Here is a 22,505-nt window from a genome sequence, read left to right as displayed (position 1 = left end):
TCGAAATAACATTACTGCCACGTAACCTCGAGAGGCTTTCTGCGAGGGATTCCATAGATTTTATACAGAGGATTCCCGAATAAGATCGCATAAGCAGTTTTCCTTCCTGCCGGCAAACCAAGTTCTTTCTGAAGAGGTTCGTAAGATGTGGCCGCTGCAGCAACAAAACCTGCCCAGCAGGTACCTACTCCAAATGCCGGTGCTGTGATATCAAAATGCGTGAGGGCGATTATAGCATCAACAGATGCGATCGGATTTTCTTCAGGAATATGTGCGAAAAGCAGATGTGGAGCATCCCTACAGATGATATCATGTCCATCATCCCATGCTGAGATCAGTGAAGGTACGTAGCCACTCATCGGATGAGAGGTGTTCACAAGGCTTTTCATCCATTCGATCGTGAGTTCGGCAATCCTTCTGACTTTCTCCGGATCATGAACAACCAGCCACTGAACCGGCTGGCCATTGGTTGCCGATGCAGCATAGCGGGCAATGCCAAGTATCTCAAGTATTTTCTCCCTTGGCACAGGTTCTTTTGTAAAATGCCTCACTGACCTGCGTTTCTTAAGATAGAGGCCTATATCCTCAGTTGAGATATCACCAACACCGGCAGGCAGTGCGACTTTCTCATCAGGATGCAGGTCCAGGGTCAGTGCCTGAAACGGACAGAAGACCTCACAGTGCCCGCATTTCATGCAGCTTAAAACGTTTGCTTCCTGCACCTGTGGAAGATCTGATTCTTCAGACAGCTCGATTATACGCGGCGGACATACTTTTGCACAAATACCGCAGCCTGTACATAGATTCTGATCAACAATTATGTGAGTAATAAGTATCAACTCCTGGAAAAGAGCGGATATGCAGATACACAACCGGCTCTTTTTATGATGGATATGTAGCTGGGAATATTCATTTGTTTTTCTCTTCAGGTCGGGAAGGAAATGAATAAAATTTCACTTTTTTATGGTTAGATAATCTGCGTAGTACAGAGAGAGGTTCTGAAGCAGTTTATTGGGTTGATTCTTCATGGGATGTTGAGAGAGTGATATATTCCTTTACAGAAAAATGAGCTCACTTCTTCCCCACCACAACAAATCCATTAATCCGATTCCCCGTCCTTGTCACAAAAGTATCCCTTTTGAAAAACTCCACCTCAAACCCATTCTCGATCAACAAGAACACCAGTTCCTTCTCAGTAAAGTGATGAGCTGTATAATCAACCTCAACGGTTTTCTCATCATAAGCTAAAAATGAACCCTCTTCCTTTGTCACCGGCAGATCCCTGAGGTAACGTTCGCGATAAACTGCCGAATGCCACGTCTGTCCGAAATCTGCAATATAGAGATGCCCATCCGTTTTAAGAACACGGCAGGCTTCATGGATAATTTTAGAGCGGTCTTCCTTTGAGACTACAACTGTGAGAAAAGCCTGCATAACAACCACATCGAAACTTTCATCTGCAAACGGAAGAGCAATGGCAGTAGCTCTTGCAAATGCAGGATGTGTTGGAATATTAGTATCTATGGCAGCTTTTGCGGTCATTTCCAGAGCATCATGGTTAATGTCGATGCTTGTTACCGGAAATCCATGTGAAGCCAGCTCTATGCTCACATTTCCCGTGGCACAGGCAACATCAAGTATGTGGGCATCGGGATGTGTGTACCTGAAAAGAACCGGGTCAAGTTTGATTGTTGCCGGGATATCCTCACCTTCAACATCTATCCACGGATTTTCATGTTTGCTCATAATCCCACAATACTCCCTGCAATCATAAATTGATTCGGAATAGGACGGATCTAAGATGCAGAACATGATGATTTCTTGTCGGAAAGTTCACATTCAGCTTTGTGGCGGCACTCATTCATGATAGGCTCAGGAATCATCTTTATGACAAGTATCAGTGCCAGAGGAATGAGAATTATATCATCCAGAGTACCAATAATAGGGATGAAATCGGGAATCAGGTCAATAGGGCTTAGAATATACAGAGTGACAAAAGATGCAAGCAATCTTGTATAAACAGGCAGATCAGAGTGTTTGCTGGCAAGTGACAATGTCTTTGTGTGCAATTGCAGCTTGTAGAATCTATCCTTCAATATCTTTTTCAAGACAAATGTAATTATACCCACTTTATCTAGCTCCCATAAGATATTATAAGAAATATGTTAATTAACATTACTGACTCAGATATTAATATATCAATCGGGATGAGAAATCCAAGTCTCATTAATTGAATAAAAGCTATTGTAATTTTTCAGCATACATTCTGCCAGATATAAGCAAACTGCTTAACCAACATTTTTAATATAATCGCCTGCTTTTCTAAGACTTAAATTATACTACACATTACCCTATTTCAATTTGAGGAACTTACGATGATCACTAAAGAAGAGGTAGAACACGTAGGCTGGCTCGCACGTATCGAGATCGATGCAAAAGAATCTGATGCGTATGCAGAGAAGCTCAACTCCGTACTGGGATATTTCGGGCAGCTCGATGAGGTCGACACCGAAGGCGTAGAACCAACATACCACGTAGCGGACATTGTGAACGTGTTCAGGAAAGATGAAGTCACAGGATCGATGCCACAGGAAGAAGTGCTTGCAAACACCGAACACAAGCAGGAAGGCAACTTCAAGTCTCCAAAGATTATGTGAGGTGGGATAAATGGCAGCATGGACAGACATTTCAGGCATCAGACAGAAAATTGCAGACTCTTCAGCCGAAGAGGTCACTGCCTCTTACATCGAGACCATTGGCAAGAGCAAGATCAACGGATTCACCACTCTTTCAGACGAGGCCATCAACACAGCCCGTGAGATTGACACAAACGGTCACGAAGGACCTCTTGCAGGTGTACCGATCGCAATTAAGGAGAACATTTCCACAAAGGGACTCTCCACAACCTGCTCATCAAAGATACTTCAGGGATATGTGCCACCATACGATGCACATGTCATCGAGAGATTAAAGGCAGCAGGCGCAGTCATTCTCGGAAAGACGAACATGGATGAATTCGCCATGGGAACTTCCACAGAATCAAGCCACTACGGACCAACATTCAACCCATGGGATATGGACAGGGTTCCGGGAGGTTCATCCGGTGGCAGTGCAGCAGTCGTTGCAGCAGGCGAAGCACCTGTGTCCCTGGGTTCTGACACAGGTGGATCAGTCAGGTGTCCGGCAGCATACTGTGGTGTGGTAGGACTCAAACCAACCTACGGATGCATCTCAAGATACGGACTTATCTCCTACGCAAACTCACTGGAGCAGATCGGTCCCCTTGCAACAAACGTAGCAGACATTGCAACCATCATGGATGTTGTAGCAGGATACGACAAAAGGGACAGCACATCCATCAACAGGGAGAACACTTACAGCGATGCCCTGAAAGACGATGTGAAAGGCATGAAGATTGGTGTTCCGGAGGAATACTTCGGAGAGGGCATCGATGAGAAGGTAGAAAAGGCAGCATGGGATGCTATCGGAAAATACGAGGACATGGGAGCTACTTATGAGAAGGTATCCATGCCACACACAAAATATGCCCTTGCATCATATTACATTATAGCCATGAGCGAGGCTTCATCAAATCTTGCACGTTTTGACGGAACAAGATACGGCTACCGCGTCGATGGAGACAACTGGCACGTTATGGCATCAAAGACCCGTGCAGAAGGATTCGGTGACGAGGTCAAGCGCAGAATTCTCCTCGGAACCTATGCACTTTCAGCAGGTTACCACGATAAGTACTATCTTAAAGCACTCAAGGTAAGGACACTTGTAAAGCAGGACTTCGATAAGGCTCTTGCAAACGTTGACGTGCTCATGGGACCAACCATGCCAGCACCGGCATTCAAGATTGGTGAGAAGATAGATGACCCACTTTCACTTTACCTTGCCGATGTTAACACAGTACCAATTAACCTTGCAGGTGTACCATCAATCTCAGTTCCATGCGGACTTGCAGACGGAATGCCTGTGGGACTTCAGATAATTGGTAAGCATTTTGATGAGAATACCATCATCAAGGCTGCATACAGTTTCGAACAGAATACCGATCACAACAAAGCCAGACCCCCGGAGGTGGCATAATGGTGTACGAGAACCCTGATGGAGTAAGAATAGGACTTGAGGTTCACGTTCAGTTGAACAAGCTCAACACAAAATTGTTCTGTGGCTGTTCCACAAACTACCACGACTCAGAACCGAACACTCACACATGTCCGGTATGTCTAGGACTTCCAGGTTCACTTCCGGTTATTAACGAAAAGGCAGTGGAGTTTGCCATAAAGATCGGTCTTGCACTTAACTGTAGTATTGTGGAGCAGACCCAGTTCCACAGGAAGAACTATTACTATCCCGACCTTCCAAAAGGATTCCAGACAACCCAGTATGATTACCCTATTGCAGGAGAAGGAAAGGTCATCATTGAAGGTGAGGACGGGGAGCACGAAGTAGGTATCACCCGTGCCCACATGGAAGAAGATCCCGGAAGGCTTCAGCACATGGGAAGCATTGACAGGTCAAAGGGAACACTCATAAACTACAATCGTTCAGGTATGACACTTATCGAGATCGTCAGTGAACCGGACATGAGAAGTCCTAAGGAAGCAAGGCGCTACCTTGACAAACTCAGGAGTATCCTTGACTACCTTGATGTATTCGACGGTGACCTTGAGGGTGCAATGAGGGTGGATGCCAACGTTTCTGTACACTGGGGAGAACGTGTTGAAGTTAAGAACATCTCATCTTTCAAGGGTGCTGAAAGGGCACTGCTCTACGAGATTATGAGGCAGAAGAACCACATCAGACGTGGTGGCGAGATCGTACTGGAAACAAGGCACTTCGATGAAGCAAGAGGTGTGACAATTTCCATGCGTACAAAGGAAGAAGAACATGATTATCGCTACTTCCCCGAACCTGACCTTGTGCCTCTCAGAGTTGCAGACTGGGTGCCAAAAGTACGTGAGACACTCCCGGAACTTCCTGACGCAAAGAGAGAGCGCTTCATGAAAGAGTACGGCCTTGGCGAAACCCATGCAAGGGCATTGACCACCGAAATTAAGCTGGCAAACTTCTATGAAGAAGTTGCATCAAAGGTCGATCCAAAGGATGCAGCAGTCTGGGTATCTGACACTCTGAAGGGTGAACTCAATTATCGTGAACTTACCATCGATGCTTTCACAGTGAAAGATATAGTTACTGTCATCGAGCTTGTAACGGGAAATAAGATCACAGAGCAGAGTGCTGTTGAAATCATACGTACAGTCCTTGATGACGGTGGCAAACCACAGGAAATTGTTGAGAAGAAAGGGCTTCTTAAGGTAGAAGATGATATTGTTGCAAAGGCAGTAGAAGAGGCAGTTGCTGAGAATCCGGACGCTGTGGCAGACTATCTTGGAGGAAAAGAAAAATCTCTGAACTTCCTTGTTGGTAAGGTCATGCAGAAAACAAAGGGACGTGCCGACGCACGTGAAGCAAGAGAGAAAGTGCTTGCAAAATTGAAAGAATAACTTAAAACTAAAAAATGGGGTAATAACCCCATTTAAAACTTTTTAAATATGTTTGACTAAAATCCACATATTAAGTGGTAATTATTATAGTTCTACGTTGATATATCAAGTTATGATCACAGGTGCTTATGATCTACATTCTCAAGGAATGCCTCACCTCGCACTGTGATAACGTAAGTGGTATCATCTTCTTTTTCGATATATAGAGTATCAACAAGCATATCGAGGTTCAGCTTTGCCTGTACATCATTAAGATCGAACCTGGACTTGACCTCATCAAAGGTCATTTTTCCTTCACCCAGACTTTCAACAATCTGTCTGCGAATAGGATTCTGCATTGCTTTGAGACCTGCTTTATGATCCTCAGTTGGGTTTCTTTTGAGCTTCCCTTCTTTCTTTACTTTCTCGTACCATTCGTCTCTTCTTTTCTTCAGGTCATCCTTTGGTTCTGCACTCTCAAGGTAGTCCTCGCCGCGTGGTGTGATGACATAGGTGCTCTCATCTTCTTTTTCAATGTACAGGGTATCTTCGAGCATTCCGAGGTGCAGTTTCAGCGGCATGCTATCAAGATTGAACTCAGCCTTTAGTTCGTCGAATGTCATCTTCTTTTCATTCAGGCTTTTGATTATGTTCCTTCTGACAGGATTTTGCAGGGTCTTCAATTTTGCATCATGATCCTCTTTTGGATCCCTGTCGAGCTTGCCCTCTTTTTTAACTCTCTCATACCATTCCTGTCTTCTTTGGTCCTGTTCCTCTTTTGACATAGCCATCGTTCATTATTAATTATTATATTTGATATATAGTTTTTCCTGACTCGTAGTATAATAGCAGCAATGTTTATACCATAGAAAGTAGTGTCTGGACTATTCAATAGGACATGAAGATGAGCTGATATTTGCCAAAACAATTATATGTTTTGAGCATCATGTAAGCAGCCTATTATTCTAATCAATACATATCATAATCATTTAGGTGAAAATAATGGCAAGATTCCCAGAAGCTGAAGAAAGGATACTGATCAAGAAGATCTGTATGGATTGCAATGCACGCAATGCAGTACGTGCAACAAGGTGCAGGAAATGCGGTAGCAAAGACCTGCGTATGAAATCCAAGGAAACAAGAGGCTGATCGTTTCTATGCAAGTGGAAGAGTACCTTGACAGAATCGCTGAAAGCGAGGGTACAGTTCACTTGACACTTATCGACCCTGCATCACAGACCCCGGACCAGGCAGCAGAGATTGCTCATGCTGCAGCACTTGGAGGTACTGATGCCATAATGGTCGGAGGTTCCACTGGAGCCGGAGGAACGATTCTTGACCAGACTATCCTCAAAATAAAAGAGAAAACAGACAAGCCTACAATACTATTCCCCGGTAATGCAGGAGGTGTCAGCAGACACGCTGATGCGATCTTTTTCATGAGCCTGCTCAATTCCCGGGATATAAGTTTTATTACGACTAATCAGGTAATGGGTGCGCCAGTCGTCTATAAGAGTGGTATTGAGCCTATTTCCATGGCCTACCTTGTGGTAGAGCCCGGAGGGACTGTCGGCTGGGTGGGAGATGCAAAGCTCCTTCCAAAACACAAGCCAGAACTGGCAGTTGCCTATGCACTCGCAGGTAAATACCTCGGCATGCATTACACATATCTTGAAGCAGGGTCCGGTGCTGATGCTCCGGTGACTCCTGAGATGATAGGTTCTGTAAAACACGTGCTTGGTGACAATAAACTCATAGTTGGTGGCGGAATCCGTGACGGTGAAGCTGCAAAGCTCTGTGCAATGGCAGGAGCAGATATGATAGTTACCGGAACTATCCTAGAAGAAAGTTCCAATGTCACTGCAAAAATAGAAGAACTTGTTTCAGCTATCAAAAGATAACTAAAAGTTTTCCTTTTTTCTTTATATTCTTTTCAGGCTCTAAGGATTTTAAGAGGTTAGACAATGCTTGAAGTATCCAATATTGTTAAAGAATACGAATTCAAAGATGAAGTAAAAAGAATTCTTGACAATGTCAGTTTTAATGTTGCAGACGGGGAAATACTTGGTATTACCGGAAAAAGTGGCTGTGGAAAAACTACAATTCTGAAAATACTTCGAGGACTAGAGGATTTTCAGTCCGGATATTTCGAAATCGATGGAGAAAGAATAGAACCGGGAGCAGGAAAAGATAAACTCAAATTCCTGGCATTCAACAGTGCAATACACCTCCAGCGCAACTTCGGCTTATGGAACGGACCTGCTGTGGAGAACATAATCCGAAGACTAAATTTCCTTGAAGAAGGGCATGAAGGATTACCAGATACAGAAGCCTACAATTATGATGAGCTGTATGAAAAGGCAATGTACTACATGCGGCTGGTAAGACTTGATCACAAGGCAAAGCATTCTTCAAATCTTCTAAGTGGCGGCGAAAAGCAAAGGCTGATACTTGCACGTCAGCTTGCTGCACAACCACATCTTCTGCTTCTTGATGAACCGGTCACAATGACAGACCCCGGTACAAAGCAGGAAATGCTTGATGTCATAAAGGACATCAGAAAAGAGCTGAACATCCCGATCATAGTTGTTTCACACCTCCCGGAAATACATCTCTATCTTGCAGACAGGGTCGTTTATCTTGAAGGAGGAAAGGTAATAGAAACCGGAGAGGCTAAATATGTTCTGAAACATTTCCTGAAAGACATTAAGGAGCAGACACCTCTGGCTGAAATTAACAGCAAGGAACCGATTATAAAGGTAAGGGGACTTTCCAATCGTTTTGCACTCTTAAGAGTCGGAGAAGTTCTGAAATTTGAAGATCTGTCCCTTGAGATTAACAAAGGAGAGATCACTTCTCTCATAGGACCTTCCGGAGCAGGAAAAACAACACTTCTTAAAATGATTGAAGGCTTAAGATATCCAAAGGAAGGAGAAATAACATATCTTCATGATGGAAACTGGCTCAATATCATTGATTTTACAATACAGCGACTGGATCTTCGCAGAAAGATGAGTATTATGCACCAGGAATTCACTCTTTCACCCCATTCAACTATCCGGGACCAACTCGCATTCAAGCTACGCCTTAAAGGTGAAACATCTCTGAAATACGCAAGGGAAAAAGCAGCAGAGCTTGGAATATCTGATGAGAAACTTGATATTCTTTATAAACTGACTGAAGTCACCGAGGAAGAAAAGGACAAGACACTCAGCGAAATGGGTTTGACAATTGATGTGTATGCAAAGCTATTCCCAACGATTACAAAGGGAACTGTTGACACACAGGCTGCACAAGTTTTTGAAACCCTTGACCTTCCAATGTCTGTTCTGGACAAGACACCTTATCAGATAAGTGGTGGAGAACATGTCCGGGCATACATAGCACTGGCACTTGTCACACGTCCTGAAATACTCATGCTTGATGAACCATTCGGTGACCTGGACCCTGTAACTCTCAGGGATGTGACTAATTCCCTGAAAAACATAAACAGAAAATTCGGCACAACCATTGTTTTTGTAAGTCATCACACAGACTTTGTCAGGGAAGCCGCACATAGAGCCATACTTCTTGATGATGCAAAGATAATAATGGATGGAAATCCGGAAGAAGTATGCCACAAGCTTATCGAAATGTCTGATGCAAAATACCTTGAGCATGACATAAGTGAGCTTATAGAGAGCTAATAGTCCTTATCTGAAAAATATTACACAGACCCTTATTAAATGGGCCTTTTTGATTTCTTTTTCTTTGTATCCATGTTCAGAACAAGATTTTTATCCTAACACCTGCTAATTAATCATTGGAGGTTTAAAATGAAAGATGCTACAGACATCAATGAAGTTATGAGAAAAGTTGGTCTTTTTGGAATAGGATTGTGGGCCCTTACAGAAGAGAAAATACAGGATATTACTGATGATCTTATTGAGAATGGGGAGATAAAAAAGGAAGAAGGAAAGAAGTTTGTTCGCGAAGTGGTCGACGAACAAAAGAAACAGAAAGAAGAAGTCGAGAAGAAGATCTCCTCCAAGGTTCAGGAAACTTTCAACAAAGCAGACGTTGCAACCAAAGAAGAAGTAAATGAACTTAAAGATACAATCTCAAGCCTTGAAGCTAAGATCGACAAGCTCGTAAATAATAAGGAACAAGATCTTTAAAACTGAAGAGGAGGAGTTCCCTTCAGCAAAAATAAGAACCTCTTTTTAAATCTATCAAAGGCAATCTATTCCATTGCCAGTAGCCATCAAGAGGGAAATCCCGAAGCTATTGTGGATGAGTGGAGTTTTTACCCACTCAGCCCATGTACAGGCGATATTCTCGATATTACTGGCAAGACTGAACCTGATGAAACCATTACAATGGCAGTTTCATTTTCAATAATAACACTAGTTGAAAATGAGAGATATGAGCATCTTTTCGAAAAAGTTGGAATCCCGGGAGGAAGCAACAGTTTTCGGGTCAGGGCAGAGAAGGTTCATGATCTTAATTTCATAGTAAGGATGTTCGCTGATTTTAAACGCAGTTTTGATGCCCGGAATGACATAGCTGAATTCTATGAAGAGAACGTACCTCCTGGAAATTATGAGATCGTTGTTAATGGGAAAGCTATAGAAGGAGAAAAACAGGTAAGACTTGATTTTCTGGCAACCCAGACCATCAAAGCTGACAGTGAAGGAAAGTTCCGCCAAAAGTATGATACCTGCACATTACCGGAAGGAGATTTCATTGTCAGGATCGGTAATCGCGAAAAAGTGATAAGCTTGGCAGGAAACTCTGAAAAATAAAAAGAGAGATCAGAATCTAAAAGTAAAGAAGGGATTATAATCCCTTTGATATCATCAATTTTATGAAATCGGTGGATTCCATTACAGGAACACTCTCTATGAGACAAACATCGGACCATGGAATATTGAATTCTGCATATGCTTCGTTGCTCTCGGCCTCATAAAGTATGAAATAACGGCCTCCGTTGAGGTCTACCCACTGGTTGATTACATTTATACCTGCAGGTGGTTTGAGATTCTTGAAATGTTCAATTACCTTTTCACTATCCTGCGGATCCCATGTGCTTATATCGAAAAATAACATCTTTTCACACTCCATTTAATATTGCTTCACAATACCAGTTAATTCTGGCAACAAATAATCGGTTTTCAGTAATTATATAACTGTCCCTTAAATTTTAAAGTAGCAATAGTGATGGAATGAAAACAAAATTGAACAGTAATATTTTCGGCGATAATTTAATAATCAAGCCGCCTCAAATAAATAGGACATCCAAATAAAAAAATTAAAGTACAGGGTCTCATGAAACAAAGAAAGATCAACAGATACTCAATGATCAAAAGATATGGTAAGATCGTTGATGCACTCATAAAATATGAGTTTGGCTACATTGTTGACAGGATGGGACTTGGAGGCATAAGGCCTCTGAGCTCAAGGATCAAAAAAAAGGAAAAGATCCTCAAAGACACTGATACCGGACCAATGAAAGCCAGGATGATGCTGGAAGAACTTGGACCCACTTACATTAAACTTGGACAGATCCTAAGCATGCGCCAGGATCTTATTCCCCCTGAATATGCAAATGAGTTCTCAAAACTTCAGGATGATGTCCAGCCATTTGGAATGGATGAAGTGGAAAAACTCATCAAAACAGAGCTTGGTTCTGAAATCAATCATATTTTTGAGTACTTTGAAACAGAACCTATTGCAGCAGCTTCAATTGGTCAGGTTCATCGTGCAAAACTAAAGGGTGGTGACGATGTTGTCGTTAAGGTTCAGAGACCAGGCATAAAGAAGATCATAAATTCCGATCTTGATATAATGTACAGTATCGCCCATTTTGCAGAAGAACACCTTCCTGAAGCAAAGCTATATCAGCCCGTGGGAATTGTAGAGGAGTTCGAACGTACCATAAAATCAGAGATGGACTACACCCAGGAAGGCAGGAATGCAGACCATTTTGGACGCAACTTCAGGGATGATCCTCGGATATACATACCTGAAGTATATTGGGACTACACCAGTGCAAAAGTGCTGACACTCGAATTCATAGATGGTGTAAAAAGCAATTCATTCAAAGAACTTGACAGAATGGGAATTGACAGGAGAGAAATAGCCATTGATGTCCTGAAAGCTTTCATGAAGCAGATCTACGATGATGGGTTTTTCCATGCAGACCTTCATCCGGGAAACGTATTCATCATGAAAGATGGAAAAATAGCACTCCTGGACTTTGGAATGGCAGGATTTCTCTCAAGAGATATGCGCAATCTCCTGATAGATGACCTCATAGCAATTACAAAAGGGGACACTGTACTCTACATTGAACTTCTGCGTGAACTGGGATCCATTGACGAAACTACAGATCTCAGGTCCCTTAAAGTAGATATTGATCATCTGCTTTACAAATATTATGGAAGAGCTGTAAAGCAATTGAACACTGCCCTGATACTCGAAGAGATGATAAATCTGCTGAGAAAATATCAGGTAAGAGTTCCCTCTAATGTTGCACTGCTATCAAAAGCAGCAATGACAGCTGAAAGTTTCAGTAGCATCATGGACCCGGAAATCAATCTTACAGTTATAGCCGAACCTTTTGCAAAGAAAGCCATCAAAGATCGCTTAAAACTTACCAACATTGCAGAAAATGTATACAGAGACTCCAGTAATTGGGGAAGGGTCCTTCATAAAGCACCTATGCAGATAGGACACATACTTGATATTGCTGAAAGAGGATACCTGAAACTGCGCTTTGATCCACACGGCTTTGACAGGGTCGTATCTGAACTGGATGCTGCCAGCAACCGGCTTTCATTCAGCCTGATAATATCAGCTATCATTGTAGGTTCGTCTTTTATCATACAGACCGGCATGGAACCGCATATATGGGGAGTCCCTTTGCTCGGAGTAATTGGTTTTTTAATGGCAGGATTCCTGGGAATGTGGCTTGTTATCTATATTCTGAGGACAGGAAGAATATAAGATTCATTAAAGCAATAATAATCGCACATCTTAAATAGACTTAGAATATAACTAATAAGTCGTTGAAAATGTCCTTCGGCGACCATCTTCGGGTGAAAAAATGACAGATCCAAACGTTGAGAGAAAGCTTGTTGAGATCATGCGCATTATAAATGAAAGCGACAAGCCTTTAGGTGCACGACTTATTGCTGATGAACTCCATAACCGTGGTTATGCAATTGGAGAAAGAGCCGTCAGATATCATTTACGAATACTGGATGAGCGAGGTTTTACCCAGAAGCATGGTTATATAGGACGTACTATAACTGAGCGTGGCAGGAAAGAGCTGAATGATGCACTTATCAGTGACAGGTTCGGTTTTGTCATCACCAGAATAGAAGAACTGATATACAAGGCAGACTATGACCTTGAATCGGGAAAGGGTAATGTTATAGTCAATGTTACGAACATAGACAAGGATGATTATGATAGTGCCACTGAGATCATCAAGTATGCAATGGACAACGGAGCAACCATAAGTCCCAGAGTGGGAATTGTCGAAGAAGATAATGATCTTGATATTTATGTCCCTGATGGAAAAGTGGCTGTTGCAACGGTGTGCAGTATTACTTTTGACGGACTTCTCCTGAACAATGGAATTCCGGTGGTTCCGGTTTACGGAGGACTTATGCAGATCGAGGATTACTCACCTGCAGGGTTCCTGGATCTTATATCATATAATGGAACATCCATCGATCCGATCAAGATTTTCCTTAGAAGAAGAGCTACATCCATACTTGAAGCTATAGATACAGGCAACGGCAAAATGCTTGCAAACGTTCGTCAGATTCCCGCATCTGCTGCTTCAAAAGCCGAAGAACTGCTTAATATTGCAGGCAAGCATGATATTGCCGGGCATTTGACCATAGGCAATCCCGGAGAAGATGTTCTCTATGCACCTATTGAGCGTGGAAAAATAGGAATTCCCGTAATGGTCGGAATTAATTCAGTTGCTGCGGTTGAAGAAGCCGGCATAAATGTAGAAACACATCCTGTTTCTGCAGTTATGGAATATAGCAAGATGAAAAAACTCTGAGATAGTCATGGCATCAAAATCAGGATGTCATATGATAGCTTTTTTTGTATAAAATTAACTTGAAATATCAACCTATAATCCATTTCATCATTTTTTGCTTTATTAACTCTTTTTTCAGGGTAACACTCATTATATAAGAGCTTGAAAAATAAAAAAATAAACATGTTAATACCTTGCCCCACAAAAACTTCCAATAAGAATAAGTTGCACGAAAAATAGATTATCTCTTTTATATAATATAAATATCAAAATATCTAATGTGTGGGATTTGTAATTTTTGGTCTAATTTAGTTGCCAAATACGGATAACTGTTACTATTAATTGTAAATACATGTATTTAATAATAAGAAGTTGTACTATTAAACCGAATTGTTTAAATAGTATGAAGTCTACACATAGCATCCGTCTTCCTATGAAGATGAAACAAAGGTGTTACTCATGTATGGAATATCACAGAAACTCAATTCAAAGATGATCTGGCAGGTTTTACTGCTAATGAGCGTCATTTTTATGGTATTTATAGGTCCAGCGTCAGCTGAAACAATTGAAGAGAACACTGCAGCAATTGCAGATCTCCAGACAGCACTCACATTCATGTGGCTCTTAATAGCCGGTGCAATCGTGTTCCTTATGCATGCAGGTTTCTCTCTGGTAGAGATTGGTCTTACCAGAACAAAGAACACTGCTAACATTCTCATGAAGAACTTCATGACCATCTCTCTTGGTGTCATCGTATACTGGGCAGTAGGATGGGGGATCATGTATGGTGCCGATTTTGCAGGACTGATCGGTATTGACCAGTTCTTCCTAATGGGTGCTGATAACGCAGTCTGGAACGGCTGGTGGTTCCAGATGGTATTCGCAGCAACCGGTGCAACAATCGTTTCCGGTGCAATGGCTGAGAGGACTGACTTCAAGGCATATCTCGTTTATACAATACTTATGGTAGCACTCATCTACCCTGTCTACGGACACTGGGTATGGAGTGGTTCAGGAATACTTACAACAGGATTCATAGTAGATGCGATCGGCGTTGCTCACCACGACTTTGCAGGTTCCGGTGTAGTACACTCAATTGGTGGATACTCAGCTCTTGCAGGTGTACTGCTGGTAGGTGCAAGAATTGGTAAGTTCAAGAACGGAAAGCCACTTGCAATTCCAGGTCACAGTCTCCCACTTGCATTCCTCGGTACCCTTATACTGGCATTCGGTTGGGTAGGTTTCAACGGTGGTAGTACCCTTGATGCAAACGACCCATTCGCAAACCTTGTAATAGTTAACACATTCATTGCAGCAGGTGCAGGAGCGATCATGGTAATGGTCATTACCTGGATGAAGACAGGAAAGCCAGACCCATCACTTACAGCAAACGGACTTCTCGCAGGTCTTGTAGCTATCACCGCACCTTGTGGTTCAGTCAGTAATACTGGCGCATTGATCATAGGTCTTGTCGGTGGTATTATAGTATATGCAGGTGTAATGTTCAATGAAAATGTACTCAAGGTCGATGACCCTGTAGGTGCAATTGCAGTACACGGATACTCAGGTAGCTGGGGACTTATCGCTGTAGGTCTCTTCGCACTTGGAACAGGTGAAGGATCAATCCTGGAAGGTGCAGCATACACTGCAGAGACAGCAGGTCTCTTCTATGGTGGCGGAGCACAGCTTCTTATGATCCAGATAGTTGCAGTGATTCTCAGTATAGTATGGGCATTCGGAATCTCATTCATTATCTTCAAGATGATCGATGTAGTTATCGGACTCCGTGTATCAGAAGAACATGAAATCGAAGGACTTGACGTAGTTGAACACGGTATCAGTGCATACCCAGAATTTATGATTCTGAAGGAGTGATGTTAAATGATGAAGATTGAAGCAATCATTAGGCCAACAAAGATCCATGAAGTCAAGGATGCCCTTGAAGAAGCTGGATTTGAAAGTGTCACCGTGACCGATGTAAAAGGCCGTGGTAAGCAGAAGGGCGTAATGCAACAGTGGAGAGGACGCAAGTACTGCGTTGATCTCTTACCAAAAATAAAGATGGAAATGGTAGTTGAGGAAGAAGATGTCGACACAGTAGTTGACATTATCGTCAAAACAGCAGAAACCGGATCCATCGGTGATGGTAAGATATTCATATCTCCAATAAGCAAAATTGTCAGGATCCGTACAGGAGAAACAGACGGAGATGCACTTTAAGTGCTCTCTTTCTTTTTTTTATTATTGTCACATCAAATTAACCACATCAAAAAAAACAATCAACGTGAGTCCCGGGAATTTAAAATACCTATTGATAAGGATTCTGCAGTCCAGTTGTCACAATATAGCACTTCCATAGTTCCGGGACTCTTCCCTAAAAAATACTATTTTTTATTTAAACATAGCTTCTTTGATAATATCAAAAATATAATATATTTTGACATTATATTTTGTTTGTGATATTTTGAAGGGGAAGGATAAAATACTGATAGTCGACGATGAGAAAATCAACGTCGCCATTCTGACGTCATACCTGATAGATAATTATGACGTAATAACGGCTTCAAATGGTGAAGAAGCACTAAGTATCGTAAAAAAAGAAGAGCCAGATCTGATATTACTAGATGTCGTTATGCCAGGAATGGATGGTTTTGATGTATGCAGGACCATCAAACATGAATATAAACTCGACTTTATACCTGTGATAATGCTCACAGCACTTACTTCAAGGGATGATCACCAGAAAGGGATAGAAGTCGGTGCAGACGATTTTCTTAAAAAGCCTGCTGACAGGTTTGAACTGGACAAGAAGATCACAGCACTTTTGCGTATAAAGGAGCAGCACGATTCACTGCTGCATGATCGCAATAAAGCATATGAATACCTGGATTATGTAGGGGTACTGATAGCAGTACTTGACAAAGACTACAAGCTTATCCATATCAACAAAAAAGGAGCGGATATCCTTGGATATAACAGGAATAACATCATCAACAGAGACTGGATAGATCTTATTGTTTCTGAAAGCTATGCAGATATTGTGAAAACAAAATGCGATTTTCTTTTGGGTGAAATTATGGATGAGCCTGAATGCTCCGAGTACCCCATAATGACAATAACCCGCAAAGAAAAACTTTTCAAATGGCACTATTCCATCCTGAAAGATACAAGAGGTAATATCACTAACATACTGATGTCAGGAGAGGACATAACCGAAAAGAGAAAAGATGAGATAAAACTCATGGAATATGCAAAAAAGCTTCAGAAATCCAATGAGATAAAGGACCTCTTTACTGACGTTCTTCGTCATGACCTGTTAAACCCTGCAGGGCTTATCAGGTCATTCACTGATTTACTGCAAGAGACCGAAACCAGTGAAAAACAGGCGTATTATTGAAAACATTAAAAAGTCAAATATCAAGCTCATTGAGCTTATTGAAAATGCAGCCAAGCTCGCCAAACTTGAATCTACTGAGGAAATGGCTTTTGTAAGAACTGACATTACTTCTGTGATAAATACAGTCCTGAAAAACTTTGAGCAGGATCTTAATTGCAAAAATATTGAGATAATATTTGAAAACCCTGGCCCATTCTTTGCACTCGCCAATCCTATGATAGAAGGAGTTTTTACCAATATCATTTCAAATGCTATCAAATACAGCCCTGATACCACAACAATAACCGTAAGAATAGAAGATTTACTGACAAATGGAAAATATCTGTGGCTGACCAGGGAGACGGAATACCAGATGCTGACAAAGAAGCTGTATTCACCCGCTTTAACAGATTACACAAGGAAAATATTAAAGGCAGCGGTATCGGGCTTGCCATTGTAAAAAGGATCATGGACCTTCACGGCGAAAGTGTTGCTGTTATTGATAACCCTCAGGGAAAAGGTAGTGTCTTCTGGTTCACTCTGAAAAAAGCGTTTTGATTTACAAAATTGAAATAAACGTAAAAAGGAAATTGGGGTTAACTACCTCTTAGGTGACAGGATCACTCCGATAGCAGCTCCGGTTGTCAATCGGAGTAGTACTTCTTTTTTCAATACTTTGCAAATATAATTTAAAATAAATACTGCCTTGGCGCACAATCCAGTTGTTATCATTTGATTTTTTAAATACAACTATATATAAGTGTTTGCCAGAATGAGACAAAAACCATGAATTTTTTCCGTATTTGAACAGAACGCAGTACATACTACATAAAACTGCACAGTGAAAAAATACAATACCAAGCAACCTTTTCTTCAGAATACAGAGAAATTCAACAATTATAGCTAAACAATAACTTTAAATATTAAAAACTAGTACATAGGATTCCGTTGTATGATAAAAAAAATAAAGCAGCTCCAATAAACACACAATCGTACAACATACACAACAAAAAAACACATCAAATAAGTACAGAAGGAAAAGACCATGCGACAAGTAGCAATATACGGAAAGGGCGGAATCGGAAAGTCAACAACAACTCAGAATTTGACAGCAGCACTCGCCACCATGGGAAAAAAGATACTGTTAGTAGGATGTGACCCAAAGGCTGACTCTACAAGAATGCTTCTCGGAGGTCTTAACCAAAAGACAGTACTTGACACATTAAGAACTGAAGACGACGAATCCATTGAACTTGATAGCCTTATTCAGCCAGGTTTTGGCGGAATCAAGTGTGTAGAATCAGGTGGACCAGAACCTGGTGTCGGTTGTGCAGGCAGAGGTATTATCACTTCCATCGGCCTCCTCGAAAATCTTGGTGCGTACGAAGATGAACTCGATTATGTATTCTACGACGTACTCGGTGACGTAGTATGTGGGGGTTTTGCAATGCCGATCAGAGAAGGAAAGGCACAGGAGATCTACATTGTAGCCAGTGGTGAACTCATGGCTATCTACGCAGCAAACAACATCTGCAAGGGTATCAAAAAGTACGCAAAGGGTGGTGCACGTCTTGGTGGAATCATCTGTAACAGTAGGAAGGTAGACGGAGAACGTGAACTTCTCGAGGCATTCGCAGAAAGGCTCGGAAGCAAGCTCATCCACTTCGTACCAAGAGACAACATCGTCCAGCGTGCAGAGATCAACAAGAAGACAGTGATCGACTTTGATCCGGATTGCCAGCAGGCAAAGGAATACCTGACACTTGCAAACAACATCGAGAACAACGATAAGTTTGTTGTCCCAACTCCACTGGAGATGGATGACCTCGAATCAATGATGGTAGAATTCGGAATAATCGAACTCTAAACACACAGGAAACTGAGGAGTAAAAACAATGCAGATGATCCGTGCAATTGTCAGACCCAGTAAGGTAACTGATATTGTAGAAGCACTTGAAAAGGAAAGCTTTGTATCTCTCACCAAGTCCGATGTATTCGGAAGAGGTAAGCAGAGAGGAATCCACACAGCTGAAGTACAGTTCGACGAACTCCCAAAGACAATGCTCATGCTTGTAGTCGAAGATGGAGACAAGGACAAAGTCCTTGACATTATCAAGACTTCAGCCCATACAGGAAAATATGGAGACGGTAAGATCTTCATAAACCCGGTAGAAAGTGCATACACAATCCGTACAGGCGAATGCGGACTTTAAAACCGTAGAGGGATCTCAAATGAAGGAAATAACGGCAATCATCCGCATGAACAAGGTGCATAAGACTGTAGATGCCCTTGATGGATGCGGTTACCCCTCATTCACCGTGGAAAAGGTCATGGGCCGTGGTAAGCAAAAGGGATTGTGTTTTGAATTTGATCCACCACTTCCGGAACAGGAAGAACCAAATCTTACACACGTACCTTTTGTCCCAAAGCGCATGTTCACAATAGTAGTTGATGACAAGGCAGCTGACAGAGTAGTACAGAAGATAATCAATATCAACCAGACAGGGCATGCAGGAGATGGAAAGGTTTTCGTAACAGACATACCTGAAGTTTACAGAGTAAGGACCGGCGAATCCGGAGAAATGACTGTAGGGAGGAATCTGGAATGAGTTCTGAAGTAGAACAGACACAGAACGTCATTGACGAAATGATGAAGATATACCCTAAGAAGACTGCAAAGGACAGAAAGAAGCACTTTGTAGTAAAGGATTCCTGCGAAGCAGAACAGAACATAGAAGCCAACGCCAAGACAGTTCCGGGTATAATGACAAACCGTGGTTGTGCCTATGCCGGTGGAAAGGGTGTGGTAATGGGACCTATCAAGGATATGGTTCACATCACACATGGACCAATTGGCTGTGGATATTACACCTGGGGAACCAGGAGGAACATGGCCAGGGCAGAAGATGGCGGCGATAACTACCTGCAATACTGTTTCTCAACAGACATGAAAGAAACAGATATTGTATTTGGTGGTGAAAAGAAGCTCAAGGCAGCAATTGATGATGCAGTCAGGATCTTCAAGCCGGGAGCTATCTCAATCAATGCAACATGTCCTGTAGGACTTATCGGTGATGACATTGAAGCAGTCGCTACAGAAGCGGAAAAGGAACATGGTGTAAAGGTACTGGCTCTTCGCTGTGAAGGATACCGAGGTGTCAGCCAGTCAGCAGGACACCACGTTGCAAGTAACGTGATCATGGAACAGTTAATCGGTACTGAGGAACTTGAAAACCCAACACCGTTTGACATCAATATCTTTGGTGAATACAACATTGGTGGTGACCTCTGGGAGATCAAGCCACTCTTTGAAAAAATAGGATACCGTATTGTTTCAAGTTTCACAGGAGACGGTTCATATCATAATCTTTCAAAGGCACACCAGGCAAAGCTCAGTATCCTCCTCTGTCACAGGTCGGTTAACTACACAAACCGTATGATGGAAGAGAAGTACGGAGTTCCATGGCTCAAGGTCAATTACATTGGTATCGAAGGAACAAAGAAGTCACTCAGAAAGATGGCTGAATTCTTCGATGACGAAGAGCTCAGTAAGAAGACTGAGGAAATAATTGAAGAAGAAGTCGCAAAGGTCCAGCCTGAACTTGAAAAGTACAGGAACAAGCTAGAGGGCAAGACAGCATTTATCTATGCTGGCGGTTCCAGGTCACACCACTACCAGAACCTCTTTGAAGATCTCGGAATGAAGGTCGTTGTCGCAGGATATCAGTTTGCTCACCGTGATGACTACGAAGGCAGACAGATCCTTGAAGGTATGAAGGAAAAAGCATCAAGTGGTATTCTCGAAGATCTTCACTATGAAAGAGATCCGGATTTCGAACCCGCTATCAGTCCGGAACGTATGGAAGAACTAAAGGAAAAGCTTGGTCTGATGACCTATGAAGGAATGCTTCCTGAAATGAAGGACGGTACGATCGCTGTGGACGATCTTAACCACTACGAGACTGAATTCCTCATCAAGGAACTTAAACCGGACCTGTTCTGTTCAGGTATCAAGGACAAGTACTGGGCACAGAAGCTTGGAGTTCCATCAAGACAGATACACTCATATGACTACAGTGGTCGCTACACCGGATTTACTGGTGTGCTGAACTTTGCAAGAGATGTAGACATGGCAGTGAACAACCCAAGCTGGAAGCTCCAGAAGACTCCATGGAAGGGAGCATAAAGGAGGCCTGAAAAATGTTAGATTATACACCAAAGGAAGATGTCCAGAGAGATGCACTGGTTGTTAACCCTGCAAAGATCTGCCAGCCAATCGGTGCAACCTATGCTGCACTGGGTATACGCAACTGTATGCCTCACAGTCATGGATCACAGGGATGTCTTTCATACCTGAGAATGTGCCTTACCAGACACTTCAGGGAACCAACTGTCGGTACAACCAGCAGTTTCTATGAAGGGACTGCCGTATTCGGTGGTGCATCAAATCTTAAGAAGTCACTTGCAAACATTGAGGCTGTATACACACCTGAAGTAGTTGCGATACACACAACATGTCTCTCAGAGACAATTGGTGACGATGTCGGACAGATAATAGAAGATGTGGAGGAAGAAGAACTCATCGACCCATCCATCAAACTATGTGCAGCATCAACCCCAAGTTATGTGGGTACCCACGTGACCGGTTATGACAACATGGTAAAGTCATTTGTCACAACCTTTGCAAAGAAAACAAAGCCAAACGGAAAGCTGAACGTAATTCCTGGTTTCGTGAACCCGGGAGACATTCGTGAGATCAAGAGAACACTCTCCATCATGAATATCCCTGCAATTGTGTTCCCTGACCAGACAGATGTCCTGGATAACGGAATCGGCCAGGAGAGAGAACTGTTTGCAAACGGAGGAACACCTATTGGTGATGTGGAAGACAGTGCGAACTCCATGGGAACGATCGCACTCTGCGGATTGGCAGGAGGCGCAGCAGCAAAGGTATTCCAGAACAAGTTCAAGATGCCAGCCCAGATAGGACCGGTACCAATAGGCATCCGTTTTACAGACAGGTTCGTCATGAAGGCGGCTGAGCTTGCAGACGTGGCAATTCCACCGGAACTTGAACACGAAAGGTCAAGGGTCGTAGATATGATGACAGATGCTCATCCACACTTCTACGGAAAGAAGGTAGCTATATTCGGTGACCCCGACATCATTGAAGGTCTCACAAGCCTTGTACTTGAAATGGGAATGGAACCAACTGTGATACTTTCAGGTACAGTCAGCAAGGCTTTCGAGGAGAGAGTTTCTGAAATGGTACATCCATTGTACCCGGATTCACAGATACTCACCGGAGCAGACCTATTTACACTCCACCAGATCATAAAGAACGAGCCTGTAGACATGCTGATCGGTAACACCTATGGTAAGCACATTGCTCTTGCCGAGAATATCCCACTGATCAGGGTCGGGTTCCCAGTCATGGACAGGGCAAACCTGCATCACTTCCCGGTCATGGGATACGCAGGAGCAGCTCGCATGATCGAGTGGATAGGAAACACTTTCCTTGACATCAAGGACAAGACAGTTCCTGAAGAAGAACTTGAGGTCGTTCAGTAAACGACCTCACTAAACATTTTT

24 protein-coding genes are annotated in these 22,505 nt (G+C 42.5%); 19 read left to right on the top strand and 5 right to left on the bottom strand.

The window, feature by feature from the left end:
• Positions 1 to 11: 11 nt before the first annotated feature.
• The 3 genes from J2746_RS09775 to J2746_RS14970 form a co-directional block, all read right to left on the bottom strand.
• The gene (locus J2746_RS09775; RefSeq protein ID WP_245250089.1) at positions 12 to 872 is read right to left on the bottom strand and encodes a nitroreductase family protein; all 861 of its coding nucleotides are present in this window, start codon (positions 870 to 872) and stop codon (positions 12 to 14) included.
• 199 nt (positions 873 to 1,071) lie between these two features.
• Positions 1,072 to 1,812, bottom strand: coding sequence for a class I SAM-dependent methyltransferase (locus J2746_RS09770; protein WP_245250088.1), 741 nt, complete (start codon positions 1,810 to 1,812; stop codon positions 1,072 to 1,074).
• Entirely contained in the window at positions 1,797 to 2,129 is a 333-nt protein-coding gene (locus J2746_RS14970) for a YkvA family protein (protein ID WP_209619918.1), read from the bottom strand. Before J2746_RS14970 ends, J2746_RS09770 begins: the two co-directional genes overlap by 16 nt.
• A gap of 246 nt (positions 2,130 to 2,375) precedes the next feature.
• On the opposite strand from J2746_RS14970, the gene gatC reads away from it, so the two are divergent.
• Genes gatC through gatB form a run of 3 tightly spaced genes read left to right on the top strand, consistent with a single transcriptional unit; the run spans position 2,376 to position 5,516 of the window.
• Positions 2,376 to 2,657 carry an Asp-tRNA(Asn)/Glu-tRNA(Gln) amidotransferase subunit GatC gene (gene gatC / locus J2746_RS09760; protein WP_209619915.1) on the top strand — a complete coding sequence of 94 codons (282 nt, stop codon included), beginning with the start codon at positions 2,376 to 2,378 and terminating at the stop codon, positions 2,655 to 2,657.
• A gap of 10 nt (positions 2,658 to 2,667) precedes the next feature.
• Positions 2,668 to 4,095: an Asp-tRNA(Asn)/Glu-tRNA(Gln) amidotransferase subunit GatA gene (gene gatA / locus J2746_RS09755; RefSeq protein WP_209619911.1), complete on the top strand. Its 1,428-nt coding sequence runs from the start codon at positions 2,668 to 2,670 to the stop codon at positions 4,093 to 4,095.
• Entirely contained in the window at positions 4,095 to 5,516 is a 1,422-nt protein-coding gene (gene gatB, locus J2746_RS09750) for an Asp-tRNA(Asn)/Glu-tRNA(Gln) amidotransferase subunit GatB (RefSeq protein ID WP_209619908.1), read from the top strand. The genes gatA and gatB overlap by 1 nt, the downstream gene beginning before the upstream one ends.
• 116 nt (positions 5,517 to 5,632) lie before the next feature.
• Here the strand turns inward: gatB and J2746_RS14720 are convergent, their stop codons facing one another.
• Positions 5,633 to 6,286: a winged helix-turn-helix domain-containing protein gene (locus J2746_RS14720; RefSeq protein WP_245250087.1), complete on the bottom strand. Its 654-nt coding sequence runs from the start codon at positions 6,284 to 6,286 to the stop codon at positions 5,633 to 5,635.
• 211 nt (positions 6,287 to 6,497) lie between these two features.
• Between J2746_RS14720 and J2746_RS09740 the strand changes: the two genes are divergently transcribed.
• The 5 genes from J2746_RS09740 to J2746_RS09720 all read left to right on the top strand — a co-directional run bounded on the left by J2746_RS09740 (position 6,498) and on the right by J2746_RS09720 (position 10,279).
• A complete protein-coding gene (locus tag J2746_RS09740; RefSeq protein ID WP_209619905.1) occupies positions 6,498 to 6,644 on the top strand; it encodes a 50S ribosomal protein L40e in 147 nt (48 codons plus the stop codon).
• Positions 6,645 to 6,652: 8 nt separating this feature from the next.
• Entirely contained in the window at positions 6,653 to 7,396 is a 744-nt protein-coding gene (locus tag J2746_RS09735; protein WP_209619902.1) for a phosphoglycerol geranylgeranyltransferase, read from the top strand.
• Between the two features lie 63 nt (positions 7,397 to 7,459).
• Positions 7,460 to 9,181, top strand: a complete 1,722-nt coding sequence (locus tag J2746_RS09730; protein WP_209619900.1) for an ATP-binding cassette domain-containing protein — start codon at positions 7,460 to 7,462, stop codon at positions 9,179 to 9,181.
• Between the two features lie 129 nt (positions 9,182 to 9,310).
• Positions 9,311 to 9,652, top strand: a complete 342-nt coding sequence (locus J2746_RS09725) for a phasin family protein (protein ID WP_209619898.1) — start codon at positions 9,311 to 9,313, stop codon at positions 9,650 to 9,652.
• Between the two features lie 111 nt (positions 9,653 to 9,763).
• Positions 9,764 to 10,279, top strand: a complete 516-nt coding sequence (locus J2746_RS09720) for a hypothetical protein (RefSeq protein WP_209619887.1) — start codon at positions 9,764 to 9,766, stop codon at positions 10,277 to 10,279.
• A 34-nt stretch (positions 10,280 to 10,313) separates the two neighbouring features.
• On the opposite strand, the gene J2746_RS09715 is transcribed toward J2746_RS09720, so the two are convergent.
• Complete coding sequence (locus J2746_RS09715; protein WP_209619884.1) at positions 10,314 to 10,583, bottom strand: DUF3303 domain-containing protein; 270 nt, start codon at positions 10,581 to 10,583, stop codon at positions 10,314 to 10,316.
• A gap of 219 nt (positions 10,584 to 10,802) precedes the next feature.
• Here J2746_RS09715 and J2746_RS09710 point away from each other — a divergent pair, with 219 nt between their 5' ends.
• The 11 genes from J2746_RS09710 to nifK all read left to right on the top strand — a co-directional run bounded on the left by J2746_RS09710 (position 10,803) and on the right by nifK (position 22,484).
• On the top strand, positions 10,803 to 12,482 hold the full coding sequence (locus J2746_RS09710; protein WP_209619882.1) for an ABC1 kinase family protein: 1,680 nt from the start codon (positions 10,803 to 10,805) through the stop codon (positions 12,480 to 12,482).
• Positions 12,483 to 12,582: 100 nt separating this feature from the next.
• Positions 12,583 to 13,557 (top strand): DUF128 domain-containing protein, encoded by a 975-nt coding sequence (locus J2746_RS09705; protein ID WP_209619879.1) that lies wholly within the window; start codon positions 12,583 to 12,585, stop codon positions 13,555 to 13,557.
• A 471-nt stretch (positions 13,558 to 14,028) separates the two neighbouring features.
• Positions 14,029 to 15,411, top strand: a complete 1,383-nt coding sequence (locus J2746_RS09700; RefSeq protein ID WP_425342647.1) for an ammonium transporter — start codon at positions 14,029 to 14,031, stop codon at positions 15,409 to 15,411.
• A gap of 6 nt (positions 15,412 to 15,417) precedes the next feature.
• Complete coding sequence (locus J2746_RS09695; RefSeq protein ID WP_209619874.1) at positions 15,418 to 15,756, top strand: P-II family nitrogen regulator; 339 nt, start codon at positions 15,418 to 15,420, stop codon at positions 15,754 to 15,756.
• Between the two features lie 244 nt (positions 15,757 to 16,000).
• The gene (locus J2746_RS14715) at positions 16,001 to 16,933 is read left to right on the top strand and encodes a response regulator (RefSeq protein WP_245250086.1); all 933 of its coding nucleotides are present in this window, start codon (positions 16,001 to 16,003) and stop codon (positions 16,931 to 16,933) included.
• A gap of 324 nt (positions 16,934 to 17,257) precedes the next feature.
• The gene (locus tag J2746_RS14705; protein ID WP_342451832.1) at positions 17,258 to 17,470 is read left to right on the top strand and encodes a sensor histidine kinase; all 213 of its coding nucleotides are present in this window, start codon (positions 17,258 to 17,260) and stop codon (positions 17,468 to 17,470) included.
• 487 nt (positions 17,471 to 17,957) lie between these two features.
• On the top strand, positions 17,958 to 18,779 hold the full coding sequence (gene nifH, locus J2746_RS09685; protein WP_209619871.1) for a nitrogenase iron protein: 822 nt from the start codon (positions 17,958 to 17,960) through the stop codon (positions 18,777 to 18,779).
• A 28-nt stretch (positions 18,780 to 18,807) separates the two neighbouring features.
• A complete protein-coding gene (locus J2746_RS09680; protein ID WP_209619869.1) occupies positions 18,808 to 19,125 on the top strand; it encodes a P-II family nitrogen regulator in 318 nt (105 codons plus the stop codon).
• Positions 19,126 to 19,144: 19 nt separating this feature from the next.
• The gene (locus J2746_RS09675; protein WP_209619866.1) at positions 19,145 to 19,522 is read left to right on the top strand and encodes a P-II family nitrogen regulator; all 378 of its coding nucleotides are present in this window, start codon (positions 19,145 to 19,147) and stop codon (positions 19,520 to 19,522) included.
• Positions 19,519 to 21,099, top strand: a complete 1,581-nt coding sequence (gene nifD, locus J2746_RS09670) for a nitrogenase molybdenum-iron protein alpha chain (RefSeq protein ID WP_209619863.1) — start codon at positions 19,519 to 19,521, stop codon at positions 21,097 to 21,099. Before J2746_RS09675 ends, nifD begins: the two co-directional genes overlap by 4 nt.
• A gap of 14 nt (positions 21,100 to 21,113) precedes the next feature.
• Positions 21,114 to 22,484 (top strand): nitrogenase molybdenum-iron protein subunit beta, encoded by a 1,371-nt coding sequence (nifK, locus tag J2746_RS09665; protein WP_209619861.1) that lies wholly within the window; start codon positions 21,114 to 21,116, stop codon positions 22,482 to 22,484.
• The last annotated feature ends 21 nt before the right edge of the window (positions 22,485 to 22,505 follow it).

Origin of the sequence: Methanolobus bombayensis (assembly GCF_017873415.1) — an archaeon.
Classification (GTDB): Archaea; Halobacteriota; Methanosarcinia; order Methanosarcinales; family Methanosarcinaceae; genus Methanolobus; species Methanolobus bombayensis.
The sequence above is the reverse complement of the archived record's forward strand: the minus strand, read 5'-3'. Positions and strand labels throughout refer to the sequence as shown.